Here is a 14,140-nt window from a genome sequence, read left to right on the forward strand (position 1 = left end):
CTGCGCGTCCGAGAAAAATTTGAATTTGGAAAAAAATCAGACTTCCTGCAAGATAGGCGACACCATCGTTATTTCCTTGCCGCCGTACCAGTCTGCGGGCGCGGATTGGAGCATCGTAAATTACAGCGATAATTTTTTGAAAGTTAAATCGCGCGGCGTTAAGAAGTCATGCCCGATTTTCGGAGGCGGGGAAAATACGGAAATTTCGTTTGAGGCGATAAGGGAGGGGCGCGCAGAAATAAAACTCGGATACTTTAAAAGCGGCGCGAATGTCTATACCGAAACGCAGGATTTTCTGGTTGACATCGAATACGCGCACCCGTCAAAGCTAAAATCTTTTTGATTTGTTTTTTGCGATTTTGCGCTTGTCGTAAAAGTACATTTGAAGGGCGTTATACATATTGTGCCAAAGAACGTAAAAAGTCGGGCCGAGCGAAACCAAGGCGGCGTTTTCGCCGCCGAACACGAGAGCCAGAAATATGGTGAGCGTCGTGTTTTTTTGACCTAAAACTTGGCTTGATTCCCTTGCGTGGCGTCTTGACGAAATTTCTCTGCCAAGCCAGAAATTCATCGCGCAAATCAAAAGCGATATGAGCGCGATTTCTATCGAAGACGTCCACGATATGTCGGGCTTGCTTTCAAAAAATTCAGTGGCGTTTGAGGCGATTACAAACAATGTCGAGCACCACAGCCCGAAGTTAAACATTCTGAACCGAAGGGCAATGTTGCGCGCGTTGCGGCAGGTTTTACGCACAATAGCCGCAAGCAAAATGGGAATGCCTACCAACATTAAAAGCTGGAGCAGTACTTTGAGTGCAAAATCGAAGCTTCCGTTGCCGCTTATAAAAGGCAGAAGGACTATTAATATGAGGTCTATAAAAATGTTTGTTATGGCAAATCCCGTAAGCACAAATTCGACATTGCCGCCGAGAAATCCCATCACAACGGGGGCGGCGTTTGCAGTCGGCGTTATTCCGACAAAAAAAGCGGCGAGCGCAAGCGTTTCATAGCCGGATTCTTTTAAGATGAAATAGGGGACAATTCCCATCAGAATGTTTAAAACAAGAACTTTGAAGTGTTCTTTGCGCGGTTTCAACTTCGACAAATTTATTTGCACGCAAATTTGGAAGAACATAATCATCAGCGCAATTCGTATAAACCATACTGAAATTTCGACGCCGTTTACGTTCCATGAAAACCTGAAAACACTTTGAAGCAATATCCCGAGAACAAAGGGGATAAATATCATTGCCGGTCTGATTAAGACTTTCCACATATGCGGGCATAAAAAAAAGAGCTCGAAAGCCCCGAAACACAATTTGAAATGGCGCGCCTGACAGGAGTCGAACCTGTAACCTTCTGATCCGTAGTCAGATGCTCTATCCAATTGAGCTACAGGCGCGTATTTCAATTAAGAAAGTACCAAATAATGCTGAAATTTCTTTTTAATGCAAGCATTTTTTTTAGAATTTTTACTCATAAAATTTAAGATTTTGAATATCGTGCACTTATGTTTAAAAAAAATTGCTTTTTCGGAAAACTTTGCATGGTGCTGTGATATTTTTTTTGTTTTGCGCCTATATTACTGTAAAGTACAAAAGTGCTTTAAAAAATTTTTTCGAATAAATATTATTTCATTTTTAAAGATATATGCAAATTTTTTTGGGAAAGGAAACTCATGTTTTGTAAAAATTTGAAATTTTTAATGCTTGCATTGGCTTTTTCTGCGCTGCAACCCATGTTTGCGCTGTCTCTCGAAGAAGAGGCAAAGGCGACTTATCAGTGGGACGATATGTCGGTTTTTCGCATAAATAAAGAACCTGCAAGGGCTTCGTTTGTTTTGTGCGATTCTTTGGATTCGGCAAAGAAGCCGATTTCAATTTCAGATGTCGGCAAAATATATCATTCAAAGCCTTACAGGTTGTTAAACGGCGGTTGGCGTTTTGCTTTTTTTGACAGCCCGTCCGAATTGAAAGCCGAGTATTTTGAAAAAGATTTTAGCGACGAAAAATGGGACGCCGTAAACCTGCCCGACACATGGCAGACCCGCGGATACGACCGCATTTCCTACACCAATATCTTTCCCGAATTCATATTTGACTTGCAGGGGAAAAATCTGCCCGAATTTGCCGACATCAGATCCGATAATCCGTCGGAGGCAATGTTAAAACCGCGCATTCCCGATATGCACCGCCAAAGCGCGATATACCGAAATGTGTTTTCTATTGATGATTTTTCTCAGAACAAGGCGTATTTTTTGAGGCTTTGCGGGGTAAAATCAGGCGTGAAGGTTTTTGTAAACGGGAAATTCGCGGGCTACTCCGAAGATTCTTTCACTCCCGCCGAGTTCGACATTTCAAAATTTTTGAAAAAGGGGAAGAATGTTGTTGCTCTCCACGTCTTCAAATTCACGACGGGTTCTTATACGGAAGTGCAGGATATGCCGCACGTTATGGGCGTGATACGCGACGTGGTTTTGGTGGAAAGACCGAAAACCCATATTGCGGACATCGTTGCCGACGCCGTTATTGACGGCGGAAAATTCAAGTTTTTCTCAAAGGCTTTCGCAAAGAACGCGGAGAAAAAGCTTCCCGAAAACTTGAGTTTTGATTTGGTTTTCACCGATTCAAGCGGAAAGGTTTTGCGCGCGGCTTCGTCTGCGTTAAATTCGGATTTTTCAAGCTTTGATTTGGCTTTCAATGGCGGGGAAGTTTCGCCGTGGTCGCCCGACAAGCCCAATTTGTATCAGGCGATTTTTAGTTTGAAGCAGAACGGAGAAGTTTTAGAAACAGCCAAAATCGACGTAGGGTTCAGGACGTTTTTCATAGACGGGAGTTTGCGGCTTGTTTGGAACGGTTCTGTCGTGAAAATCAAGGGCGTAAACCGCCACAATTACGCCCCTGAAAAGGGAAGCGCGGTTTCGTTTGAAGTCCTTTTGAAAGACGTTTTGATGATAAAAGCCGCAAACATAAACGCTATCAGGACTTCACACTATCCCAATCCCGACGAGTTTTACATGCTGTGCAACAGGCTTGGCATTTTTGTTTTGGACGAAAACAATTTAGAGTCTCACGCTCTCTGGAACCATGTCCCCGGAGACAGCGGAACTTACGACGCTTCTTCTTGCGACAGAATGCAAAACATGGTTAAGCGCGACCGCAACCATCCATGTGTTTTCGGCTGGTCTTTGGGCAATGAAAACGGGAACCACTACACGAATGCGCACAAGAAAATGGAAGCTGTCGCAAAGAAATTTGCGCCCGCTCCCGCGCTTGTCCATTGCGAGCCTGCGACTTATTCAAAAGAAAACACAAGCTCTTTCCATTCCCCGATGTACGGCGGGCTAAACGCCATAAATTCCTATCTTTCCGCTCCGCGCAAAAAGCCGTTTATGTTTTGCGAGTACTGTTTTGCGATAGGAAATTCAATCGGCAACTTGGAGGACATATGGCTTAAAATGCGTTCCGAGCCGGCTCTTTTGGGCGGATTTATTTGGGATTGGATGGACAGGACGTTGTGGCTTCCCGCAAAAGGCGAAGGCGAACGCTTCTTGGGCGACGGAAGAGATTTCGGGACATGCCGCAATGCGGGCACATGGTGCGCTTCGGGTATTGTCGGAGCCGGGAGAAAATGGACTTCGGAGCTTAGCGAAGTGCGCAGGGTCTATCAGGACATTCAGATGTATCCGATTTCCGACGACAACCTGACTCTCCGTATTTCAAACGAATATTTGGACACCAATTTAAGCGAGCTTCACGGTGAAGTCAAAGTCAAGCGAAATGGGGACGTCATTGCGTCCGCTCCCCTTAAAATAGATTTGCCCGCAGGTAAAACCATTGAATACAAAGTTGCCCTTCCAGAATTTAAGTCGGATTTGCCGGGAGAATATTTTTATGAAATCAGCTTTAAGTGCGGTTCTTCCAATTTGGACTTGAAATCTATTTCAGATTCAAGCTCTACTCCCGAATCTGTTGCGGATTTCGCTTTTGGAAAGTTTTCCAAAAAAAGTTTTTTGATTAAGAAAACAGATTCCAAGAAAAGGGTATCGCCGAAGGGCAGGGTTGATGTTAAAAATTCAAACGGCAAGATTGAGCTTTCGTCTTCGTCTCTTAAACTGGTCTTTGACCAAAAGACGGCTTCGCTTGAATCTATTTCCGACAAGTTGGGCGAAAAAATTTCAACGCCGTTTAGCCTCGATGTTTCATCGGCTTGGATTGAAAACTACGGCAGGGCGCGCAGGGAGTTTGAAGAGTACAAGCTTAACGAACTTGTCCCGTCGATGCAAAAAATCGAAGTAAAAAAATTGTCGCCGTCGCTTGCGAGAGTTTTGACGAGCGCAAACCTTGTAAATGACGAGGGCATGGGCTTTGCTTTCGAGCAGGCTTATTCGCTTACGGGTGATGGCGTCTTGGAAGTTTCGACAAAAATAACGAAGTTAAACGACACGCCGAAAGACCTGTATTTGCCGAGAGTCGGAATGCGCGCTTTTATGCCCAAGAAAGAAGCTCATTCGGTGCGCTACTTGGGTTTTGGCGGTCATATGAATTATATCGACAGAATGCAGTCGGCGGATTTCGGAAAGTGGTCTTATCTTGTTTCAAACGAAATTTTCCCTTACGCCAAGCCCCAAGATTGCGGAAACCGCGGCGGAGTCAAGTTGTTTGAAGTAAAAAACGGCAGGGGAAATTCGCTTTTGTTTGCGGTGGATGGCGACGGGCTTAATTTCTCATTGCTGCCAAACAGTCAGGAGGAAATTCTGCGCGCCAAGCATTTCAAGGATTTGCCGAAGTCCGATGTTTGCGAGCTTAGGATTGCCCCGTATGTTTCGGGCGTCGGAAACGGCGCATTAGGTCCTGCAACATTGGATAAGTATAGAAACTATTTTGAAGGTTCTGTGGAATTCAAATTTTTGGTTTTTGGCGCGGGCTCTTCCATGTTGGAATCGGACGGCAAGTTTGATTCTTTCTACGGAATGCGTCTTTTGGACAAGTTTTCGCATACGTTTGCCCGAGAAGAAAAAAACAGGCAGGACAAATCTGTCATGAAGAGCATCGAGGGAGAGTGGATTTCAAAGGACGCTAAAATCGAATATTCTTCTCTTTCTAATGAATATCATCCAAAAGGCGGAAATCCGCTTCTTTGCGAGGGCAAAAATTTCGCTTTCCACACCGAGCGGAAAGACGATGTTCAATATGCTGTTATAGATTTGGGAAAAATTCGCGACATATCCGCAATACTTCTTTATAACCGCAAAGACAATGAGGGCAGCCGCACAAACAATATGCATGTTTATATTTCAAAAAACGGCAGTAATTGGGAAGATGTCTGGCAGACCAAAAACGCCAGAAAAACATGGAAAATCGTTTTTGACGAAAAGAAGAAAGCGCGGTTTGTCAAAATCGAGCTTCGCAAAAAAGAATATTTCCATTTGAGCGGAATAAAGATTTTTGGCAAGTGAGATTTTTTAGAGAAATTCGGCAAGTTTTTTGCCGAATTTTTTTCTTTCAATTTTTCGGAAAAACAAATAAATTTTATGTCATGAAAAAATTTATCGCATTGTTTGCGGCTTTTGCCGCATTTTCAACCCTGCTTTTTGCAGACTGGGCAAACTACGGCAGATACGCCAAGGCAAACGAAGAAGTGAAAGCTTCAAAAAACGCGCCTATTGCTGTGTTTATGGGGGATTCCATCACTGACGGCTGGTTCGGTTCGCGCAGGCAGTTCTTTACTGAAAACAACTATGTAGGGCGCGGAATAAGCGGGCAGGTTACAACGCAGATGCTTGCGCGCTTTCAGCGCGATGTTGTTGATTTAAAGCCGAAGGTCGTTCTCATTTTGGCAGGCACGAACGACATTGCAAGAAATCATGGTCCCATTTCGCTTGAAAACATTGCAGGCAATATTCAGTCCATGTGCGAAATTGCAAAGGCAAATAAAATCAAACCGGTGATTTGCTCCATACTTCCTGCCGCCGAGTACGGATGGCGCAAGGAAATCGAAAATGTCGGCGACAAAATTATTGAAGTCAATAAAATGCTTCAAGATTACGCAAAAAAGAACAAAATCGCATATCTCGACTACCACTCGAAAATGGTTGACGAAAGAAAAGGGCTTCCTTTGAAATATTCAAAAGACGGCGTGCATCCGACCGCCGAAGGTTACGCCGTAATGGAAGAAATGGCAAAGCCGTTCATTGAAAAAGTGGCAAAATCGCGCAACTAAAATCAAAATTTAAAGCAAAGAAAAGGGGCGGTTTAAAAAATCGCCTTTTTTTTGATTTTTTTTGAAAAAATTACTTGCATTGCGGGCTAAGTCTCTCTTTAATATAACGCTTTAAAAATAGATACAAGTTCATATTGTAAAAATATTTTAATTAAAAGCACAACATGTCAGAAGAACAAAAAAAGTCAGCTTTGGATTTGTCGTTTTCCGATACGGAAAGCTTAAATCGCTATACAACTGAAACCGGTAAAATTTTGCCGCGCAAATTTACGGGTTTGTCCGCAAAGGAACAGCGCCACGTAAAGAAGGTTATCAAGCAGGGGCGCAATATGCTCCTCATGAAGTAAAATCTGTTTTTGATTTATTCTTTTGGGCGGCTTCGGTCGCCTTTTTGTTTTAATGGTTTTGGACTCGTCAGACGCCTCTTTGAAAAGAGCCGCCGGAATTATTTTGGCGGGCGGCATTGTCGCGCTTCCGACGGAGACAGTTTACGGGCTTGCGGCAAACGCGCTAAACGCCGATGCCGTGCGCAAGATTTTCGAGGCAAAGGGGCGTCCGTTTATAGACCCTTTGATTGCCCACGTTTTGGATTTTGAGGCTCTTGAAAAAATAGCGGTTCCCAATCTTTCAGCCCGCAGGCTTTACGACGCGTTTTGTCCCGGCCCCATAACTTTCGTATTGAAAAAGAGAGACTGCGTGCCCGGAATCGTTAGCGCGGGCAAGCCTACCGTTGCCGTGCGAATGCCGTCCCATTCTGTAATGCGCAGGTTTATGGCTGAGGTAAAAGTTCCGCTTTCAGCTCCGAGCGCAAACCCTTTCGGTTATGTAAGCCCCACGAAAGCGCGGCATGTGGAAGCCCAGCTTGGCAGCAAAATCGACGCTATTATTGATGGCGGGAGTTGCGAGTGCGGGGTGGAATCGACAATAGTCATGCTTGTCGATGAAGACCGACCTATGCTTTTACGCCCGGGGCCTGTTCCAAGAAGTGAAATAGAGCGCGTTTTGGGGCGTGCGCTTATCGACCCGAAAGACAAAAATCCCGCGCATCCCACAGCCCCGGGCATGTTAAAAACCCATTACAGCCCAAAGGCGAAGGTAGTACTTTTTGAAGGCGAATGCGAGTTTGAAAGCGGTTCGGCAAGGGTGTTTTTCAAGCGTCCGCAAAATCCCCGAAAGGGCGAATTTTGGCTAAGCGAAAGCGGAGACGAGCGGGAGGCTGCGCGAAATTTGTTCGACTTGCTAAGAAATCTCGACGGCTCTTTTAGCACAATCTACTGCCAAAAACTGCCTGATAGTGGCATTGGCGAAGCAGTAAACGACAGGTTGGGCAGAGCCGCCGCCAAGTGATTATTCCATTTCTTGAAGCCTCAAAAGCGCAATGCGGCGCATCATTTTCCAGACAATGACAAAGCTTAGCATCGCAAATACAAAGCTTCCGATATTCGTTAAAAGTCCGCCCGCTGCCGATAAAATTATGGCGGGAGTGGAGGCGACAAGCGCGATTTTCACAGCTCCCGAAATTTTTATGTCGGGCATTGCATTGATGGAAAGAATATAGGTTGGAATTGTCACCGAAAGCAGCATTAGCGCGCTTGACATAATTGCAAATACAAAGTTGAAAACGGGAAATGCAAAGAGCGCGGCAGCTTTCAAGTACTCGATAAATCCGAGAGCGGAATCGGGGTTTATCGCAATTTCCGTCTTTTCGGGATAGACGCTTTTATAGTATTGCAAAACTTCCGAGTAGGGAACCCTCTTTTCAAAATCTCCGTTTAAGTTGAAGCTTATCCAGCTCTTTTCAAAGGCAAACAGCAGGTTTTCAAGCTTTTCAGGCGGAATAAAACCCGATGTAAAGCCAATGAAATCCTTGCCGCTTGAAAGCTTTACATAAACGGGATTTTCGCTTTGAAGGTCGATTCCGCTTTCCGTTATTTTGCAATTTGGAATTTGCGAAGATATTGTATCAGCCTCTTCGCTTAAAAATTTATACAAGTAGGGGATTGAACTCAAATCCGCAAAAAAAGACGCTATTAGCGATATGAAAAAGAAATAAATTACGGTTTTGAACTTCCATGTTTTCAAAACCAAATTGTACGCATTTGCGTCGTAAAAGCATTTCCATAGAAGAGATATCATATTTTGCCCATTTTTTTTATGAGAATTTCTCCGTTAAATTCAATTATGTCTTTGAAGGATTGAGGCAGCTTGTCTTCCGCGCAGAAATTTATTTTTTTGCCGTTAAATTCAAATTCGACTTCTGTTTTTGCGCAGTGCAAATACATGCGTTTTGCCCCCGCAAGGCGGCGAAGCCTGCGGTTTGCTTCAAAATCTCCGTAAGTTTCGTCTCCCAAAATCGGAAGCTTGTGCGAAGCGCATTGAATTCTAAGCTGGTGTGTCCTTCCCGTTTTCGGTTCAAGCCGCATTAAAGATAGCATAAGCTTGTTTTCGTCTATTCTTTCAAAGGCAAAGCGCGTGATTGCGCGCGTTCCTCCGCCTGTTTTGCCGCGCACGAAATTTCCGAATCTTTTTATGTCTAAAAAATCGTTCCATTCGCCCTCTTTGCCGAAAGGTCTTCCGACGCAGATTGCATAGTAGGTTTTTTTTGCGCTTTTTTCCTTGAACGCCTTTTTCAGCTCCGCGGCAAGCTCTTTGTTTGCCGAAGCCAACATTATGCCCGAAGTGGGGGAGTCGAGCCTGTTTATGAGGTAAAGATGCAGATTTTCTTCGCAACCTTCCGCTTTCCAAGAAAAGTATTCTTCTTTAAAGTTGTACTTTGCTCGCAGAATGGACGGCGTCATATTGTCTTTCGGATTGGGATTTGGATGCGACATTATTCCGCTTCCCTTTGAAATCGCGATTAGCCCGCAGGGGTCGAACGCTACTGCTTGCGCCTTTCTTGCAAAAGGAATTTTATCTATGAAATCTCTAATATCCATTATCGATAATAAAATGTAAACTTTACGGATTGGTCTTGCGAGCCTAAAACTGCAATCATTTCAGGCGTCCATTTTCCGTAGGGCGCGGTTGAAAGTATTGCCTGTTCGCACAGAGTTTTCCCGGTGGTTGTGGAGGAGTTGAAAAGAATTTTTATTGACGTGATTTCTCCGCTTGTGTTTAAGAAAAATTCAACCACGACCTGCGTGCCCGCTTCGCTTGAAAGGTTTTGCATTGATGCAAGCAAATACCACTGCCTTGCTACTGCTTCCGTCATTCTCTGTTCGTAAGCCCCAAATTCGCTGAAACGCGAATCGACTGCCGTAAGCCCCACCGCGTTTGCGTTTAGATTGTTCTTTCTTAGCGGGCCCGCGGCGGTTTGAAGGGAAAGGTGGGGGCGTGGCTTTGGCATCGGCAAGGGCTCTTCTTCCTGCAAAGGGGCGTTTTGTGGCGTTTCTTGGGGAGTTATTTCCTCTGCTATGTTCGACGCAGGCAAGGTGTCTTTATCGTCGAAAATTTCAGGCGGCGTGTTTTCATTTTGCGCCGCAGGGGGCGTTTGTTCCGAAAAATCCTTTGGGTTTGTTTGGGATTGTTGGCTTGGGTTTACGAGCGGGCGTTCGAGCGTCTCAAAAACCGATTCGGGGCTTTGGCTTAAAACTTCGTTTTGCAGGTTGCCCGAAACAATTTTGTTTGAGTCGTCGTTTCCGCCGTCTGTTTTAGGCAGGTTTGAATTGTCGGCTTCTTCCGCTTTTTCCTGCGCCGCTGTTTGGTTTTTGAAAGATTCAAACGGGGTGTCTTTCGGGGCGTCGTCGTTTGCGGCGGGGTTGGCTTCGATAAACTGCGGGATAACGCTTTCTATTTCAGGAGGTTCAAATTCCATGTCGAAATCGTCGTCGGCGTCTGTTTCGTTTGCCATTAGCGAAAAACTGTGCGGTACAAATTCCAAAATCAAAATATGGATAAGAATTGCCATAAACATTGAAACAAAGGCGGTTCTAAAATCCGTCTTTGAAGAGCCGAAGGGCTTTTTTTCAAATGTTTTTTGCATGTTATTTCAAAAATATTTTGAATGAGCCGAAAATCCTGCCGAGTTCATTTTTTAACAAAGAACAGGGAAGTCCCATGACGTTTTCAAAGTCTCCGTCTATTTTTTCTATTATAAGCTCCCCGAATTCTTGGGCGGCGTAAGCTCCCGCCTTGTCCAAAACATTTACTTTTTGCAGGTAGTTTTCAATATCTTGCAAATCCATTTTTTTGAAGCTTACGCGGCTTTCTTCTGCGGCGGTTTTAAAAATGTTTTCGCTTTTCAATATGATTGCGATTGCAGTAAACACGCTGTGCGTGCGCCCTTGCAAGGCGTTAAGCATCTCTTTGGCATCTTTCAAGTCTTTCGGCTTGCCGAAGAGCTTTCCGTCCAAGACAACGATTGTGTCCGCGCCCAAAACAACGTTTTTAGGATATTTTTCGGCGATTTCCATTGCCTTTAATTTCGCGTTTGAAAGAGCCGTTTTAAGGCAGTCTTCCGAAGAATTGCCTTCCTGCGCGCCCGAAGGCTCTGCAATAAAGTCGAAGCCGTGCTTTTGCATGAGCTCTTTCCGCCTCGGCGATGCCGACGCCAGTATAATTTGCTTGTAAACGCCTTTCATTTTTTGAAAATTCTATCCTTTTTGGAAAAACGATGAAAAAGATTTTGGATATACAAAATTTGTCATTTATAAAAGACAAGGAAATTTTAAAATCAATAAGCTGGCAAGTTGAAAAAGGCGAACGCTGGGCACTTTTGGGCGCAAACGGCGCCGGCAAGACGAGCCTTCTTTCCGTTATCTGCGGATATGAAGTTCCAAGTTCGGGCATAATGACAGTTGACGGAAAAACGTATTCTGAATGCGAATGGCAGAGGGTGCGCGAAAAAATCGCAATAGTTTCGGCAAACATAAACAGAAAAATCCAGACCTCCGAAACTGCGCTTGAAATTGTGGTAAGCGGCGAATTTGCAATGATAAATTTTTGGGGTACTGCCGACGAAAAAGTTTGCCAAAAGGCGGTTCGCAAAATGAAGGAGCTGGGAGTGTTTCATCTTGCGGCTTCCCGTTGGAGCCAGCTTTCTCAGGGCGAAAGGCAGAAGGTGCAGATTGCCCGCTCTCTGATGGTAAATCCCACCGTAATGTTTTTGGACGAGCCTTGCACGGGGCTTGACCCGGTGGCGCGCGACAACTTCGTGGGCTTTATGGAAAAAATATCGGAGTCGAAAAAAATCCCCGCAATCGTTTTGGCGACGCACTATGTAGAGGAAATCCCGCCTTCGTTTACAAACGCGATGGTGATAAGAGACGGCGAAGTCCTTGCAAGCGGCAAAATCGGAGACGTAGTGACAAGCTCCGTTTTAAGCGAAGCGTACGGGGCTGACTGCAAGGTAAGTCGCAGAAACGGCAGGTTTTCCCTTAAAATCTCTTAACCTATCAAGGCGCACGAAAAAAGCACGGCGAAGAAGTGGAACACTGTTCCCATTAGCACGAAGCCGTGCCAAATCGCGTGCGAGAATGCCTTTTTCTTCTGAACATAAAAGGCGACTCCAACCGTGTAGGAAAGCCCACCGAGCGCGAGAAACACTATGCCTGAAAGAGGCATAACCATTATAAGCTTCCAAATTACGCCGATAATAAGCCAGCCCATTCCCATGTAAAGAGCTATCGACCAAGCCTTGGTTCCGTTTGTGTCGGTGCAAAGCTTCATTGTGGTTCCTATTATCGCAAGCCCCCAGATAATGCCGAAAATCGTCCAGCCGAGCGCGCCCTTTATGTTTACGAACAAAAACGGAGTGTAAGAGCCTGCTATCAGGTAGTATATTGAAATGTGGTCGAATTTCTTTAATGCGCGCTTTCTGTTGGCATTGCTTGCCGCATGGTATAGCGTTGAAGCAGTGTATAACAGTATTATTGACGCCCCGAAAATCGAAGTTCCGACAATCGCCCAGGCGTCTTGGTAAATAGCTGAAAAAGTCGCTAAAATGGCGACTGACGCCACTCCGAACGCAATTCCGATTCCGTGTATCGACGCCGACCAAATTTCTTCGGTTCGCGAATATGCCGCGGCTGTCTTTTGCATGATGTTTTTCATTTTAAAATACCCGATTTGTTTTTGACGCTTTTTTAGTAGAGCAATCTCTGTTTCAATGCAATCAAATATATTGACTTTAAGGAAAATTTTTAAATATATTAAAAAAAACAGTTTATTTGGCATGGATATTTCAGATAACTCTTCAAAGTCTTTAATTTTGGAAAAACTGCAAGGCAAGCTCTCTTCTTTCATTGTGCCCTGCTTTAACGAAGAGGATGCGCTGCCGCTTTTTTACCGCGAGTTCTTGCGCGTTATGGACGAGATGGGAAAGCCGAACTTCGAGCTTATCTTGATTGACGACGGCTCCCAAGATTCGACTTTTGAAGTTATCTGCGAACTTGCCAAAGAAGATTCGCGCATACGCTATATATCGTTTTCGCGCAATTTCGGCAAAGAGGCGGCGATTTACGCGGGGCTTGAAAATGCAAAGGGCGATTTTGTCGCGATAATGGACGCCGACTTGCAAGACCCTCCGTCTCTTTTGCCGCAGATGTACGAGGCAATTTTGCTTGAAGGCTACGACTGCGCGGCAACGAGCAGGTCCGACAGGCGCGGAGAGGGCAAATTCCGCTCTTTTGTTTCCGACATGTTTTACAAGGTCATAAACAGGCTTTCCGAGGTGAAGCTCGTTGCGGGCGCGCGCGATTTCAGGCTCATGAAGCGCAATGTTGTCGATGCAGTTTTGTCTTTGCCCGAAAACAACCGCTTTACCAAAGGAATTTACGAGTGGGTCGGCTTTAAGACAAAGCGCATTGCTTTTGAAAACGTGCACCGTTGCGCGGGCAACACAAAGTGGTCGCTTGCAAGGCTTTTCTTTTACGCGCTCGACGGCATTTTGGCTTTTTCGACGCTTCCGCTTGCCTTGGCAAGCCTGATTGGGCTTGCATTTTGCATGCTTTCATCGGTTGCAATCGTTTTTGTCGTTATAAGGCAGCTTATTTTTCACAACTCAATTGAGGGCTGGTCTTCTTTGGTATGCATAATTTTGTTTTTGAGCGGATTACAACTTCTGTGCCTTGGCGTGATAGGGCAGTACATCGCAAAATTGTACTTGGAGACAAAAAGAAGACCAATATACATCATAAAAAAACAAAACTTCTAATATCAATCTATAATAAAGCGGCATCGAAAAATTTTTCGGTGCCACTTTTTTTTGCGCTTTATTATGATTTTTCTAAGCTGTTTTGTGATGCAAAAATTTTTGAGTCAGCTCGCGGACGGCACTGGCGGTGTCTTCGGGCTTTAAAACGTCGGAGACCGCGACAATTCTTTCGGCTCCCGACTTCGCAACACTTTCCACCGTGTTTAAATTTACCCCGCCAATGCAAAACCACGGAAGCTTTGGGCGCATTGCCTTGACTTCGCTTGCAAGCTCCAAGCCCACGGGAATTCTGCCGGGCTTGGTTTGGGTTGCAAACAGAGGACCCACCGCAAAGTAGTCGAGAATGTCGGAGAGGGTGTCGGCATTTTTGGCTTGTTCAATCGAGTGCGTCGAAAGCCCCAAAACTTTGTTTTTTCCAAGAAACTCCCGCGCCATTTCAGGGGGCATGTCGTCTTGACCAATGTGAAGCCCCGCAATGTCAATTTGCATTGCAAGCTCGATGTCATCGTTAATGATGAATATGGGGGCGTTTTCAGAGCGGAAAAGCGGCAGTATTTCCTCAGCAATTTTTTCGCGCTCCAAATGGGTTTCTTTTTTTGCGCGAAGCTGTATTAGCCCACACCCGCCATCAATTAACTGCTTGCATTTTTCAAACATCATGTCTTTTGCGACATATCCCGTATCCAAAATGCCGTAAAAAACCGACTCCCTTAACTTTTGCTTCAAATCCATTTTACCTTTTCAAAAATAATAATTTCAAAGATA

The 14,140-nt window shown here is 44.9% G+C and carries 14 protein-coding genes and 1 tRNA gene; 7 read left to right on the forward strand and 8 right to left on the reverse strand.

Annotated elements, in window-relative coordinates:
• Positions 1-25 precede the first annotated feature (25 nt).
• Entirely contained in the window at positions 26-343 is a 318-nt protein-coding gene (locus MOX91_RS05550; RefSeq protein ID WP_370397091.1) for a protease inhibitor I42 family protein, read from the forward strand.
• Here MOX91_RS05550 and MOX91_RS05555 read toward each other — a convergent pair.
• Entirely contained in the window at positions 329-1,249 is a 921-nt protein-coding gene (locus tag MOX91_RS05555) for a bile acid:sodium symporter family protein (protein WP_370397092.1), read from the reverse strand. The genes MOX91_RS05550 and MOX91_RS05555 overlap by 15 nt on opposite strands.
• 76 nt (positions 1,250-1,325) lie before the next feature.
• Positions 1,326-1,402: transfer RNA gene (locus tag MOX91_RS05560), tRNA-Arg, on the reverse strand.
• 291 nt (positions 1,403-1,693) lie between these two features.
• Here MOX91_RS05560 and MOX91_RS05565 point away from each other — a divergent pair.
• The 4 genes from MOX91_RS05565 to MOX91_RS05580 all read left to right on the forward strand — a co-directional run bounded on the left by MOX91_RS05565 (position 1,694) and on the right by MOX91_RS05580 (position 7,569).
• On the forward strand, positions 1,694-5,458 hold the full coding sequence (locus MOX91_RS05565) for a glycoside hydrolase family 2 TIM barrel-domain containing protein (RefSeq protein ID WP_370397093.1): 3,765 nt from the start codon (positions 1,694-1,696) through the stop codon (positions 5,456-5,458).
• An 80-nt stretch (positions 5,459-5,538) separates the two neighbouring features.
• Complete coding sequence (locus MOX91_RS05570; protein WP_370397094.1) at positions 5,539-6,222, forward strand: SGNH/GDSL hydrolase family protein; 684 nt, start codon at positions 5,539-5,541, stop codon at positions 6,220-6,222.
• Positions 6,223-6,386: 164 nt separating this feature from the next.
• On the forward strand, positions 6,387-6,569 hold the full coding sequence (rpsR, locus tag MOX91_RS05575; RefSeq protein ID WP_370397095.1) for a 30S ribosomal protein S18: 183 nt from the start codon (positions 6,387-6,389) through the stop codon (positions 6,567-6,569).
• 58 nt (positions 6,570-6,627) lie between these two features.
• Positions 6,628-7,569, forward strand: coding sequence for an L-threonylcarbamoyladenylate synthase (locus tag MOX91_RS05580; RefSeq protein WP_370397096.1), 942 nt, complete (start codon positions 6,628-6,630; stop codon positions 7,567-7,569).
• Here the strand turns inward: MOX91_RS05580 and MOX91_RS05585 are convergent, their stop codons facing one another.
• Genes MOX91_RS05585 through MOX91_RS05600 form a run of 4 tightly spaced genes read right to left on the reverse strand, consistent with a single transcriptional unit; the run spans position 7,570 to position 10,802 of the window.
• A complete protein-coding gene (locus MOX91_RS05585; RefSeq protein ID WP_370397097.1) occupies positions 7,570-8,358 on the reverse strand; it encodes a DUF1189 family protein in 789 nt (262 codons plus the stop codon).
• A complete protein-coding gene (locus MOX91_RS05590) occupies positions 8,355-9,158 on the reverse strand; it encodes an RluA family pseudouridine synthase (RefSeq protein ID WP_370397098.1) in 804 nt (267 codons plus the stop codon). Before MOX91_RS05590 ends, MOX91_RS05585 begins: the two co-directional genes overlap by 4 nt.
• Positions 9,158-10,204 (reverse strand): hypothetical protein, encoded by a 1,047-nt coding sequence (locus MOX91_RS05595; protein WP_370397099.1) that lies wholly within the window; start codon positions 10,202-10,204, stop codon positions 9,158-9,160. Before MOX91_RS05595 ends, MOX91_RS05590 begins: the two co-directional genes overlap by 1 nt.
• A 1-nt stretch (position 10,205) precedes the next feature.
• Positions 10,206-10,802: a Maf family protein gene (locus MOX91_RS05600; protein ID WP_370397100.1), complete on the reverse strand. Its 597-nt coding sequence runs from the start codon at positions 10,800-10,802 to the stop codon at positions 10,206-10,208.
• A gap of 32 nt (positions 10,803-10,834) precedes the next feature.
• Between MOX91_RS05600 and MOX91_RS05605 the strand changes: the two genes are divergently transcribed.
• Positions 10,835-11,611, forward strand: coding sequence for an ABC transporter ATP-binding protein (locus tag MOX91_RS05605; RefSeq protein ID WP_370397101.1), 777 nt, complete (start codon positions 10,835-10,837; stop codon positions 11,609-11,611).
• Here MOX91_RS05605 and trhA read toward each other — a convergent pair.
• Positions 11,608-12,273 (reverse strand): PAQR family membrane homeostasis protein TrhA, encoded by a 666-nt coding sequence (trhA, locus tag MOX91_RS05610; protein WP_370397102.1) that lies wholly within the window; start codon positions 12,271-12,273, stop codon positions 11,608-11,610. The genes MOX91_RS05605 and trhA overlap by 4 nt on opposite strands.
• A gap of 121 nt (positions 12,274-12,394) precedes the next feature.
• Here trhA and MOX91_RS05615 point away from each other — a divergent pair, with 121 nt between their 5' ends.
• Positions 12,395-13,375 (forward strand): glycosyltransferase family 2 protein, encoded by a 981-nt coding sequence (locus tag MOX91_RS05615; protein WP_370397103.1) that lies wholly within the window; start codon positions 12,395-12,397, stop codon positions 13,373-13,375.
• Positions 13,376-13,447: 72 nt separating this feature from the next.
• On the opposite strand, the gene thiE is transcribed toward MOX91_RS05615, so the two are convergent.
• A complete protein-coding gene (thiE, locus tag MOX91_RS05620; RefSeq protein WP_370397104.1) occupies positions 13,448-14,107 on the reverse strand; it encodes a thiamine phosphate synthase in 660 nt (219 codons plus the stop codon).
• Positions 14,108-14,140 lie beyond the last annotated feature (33 nt).

It is taken from the genome of Intestinicryptomonas porci, assembly GCF_033971905.1.
Lineage (GTDB): Bacteria > Verrucomicrobiota > Verrucomicrobiia > Opitutales > Intestinicryptomonadaceae > Intestinicryptomonas > Intestinicryptomonas porci.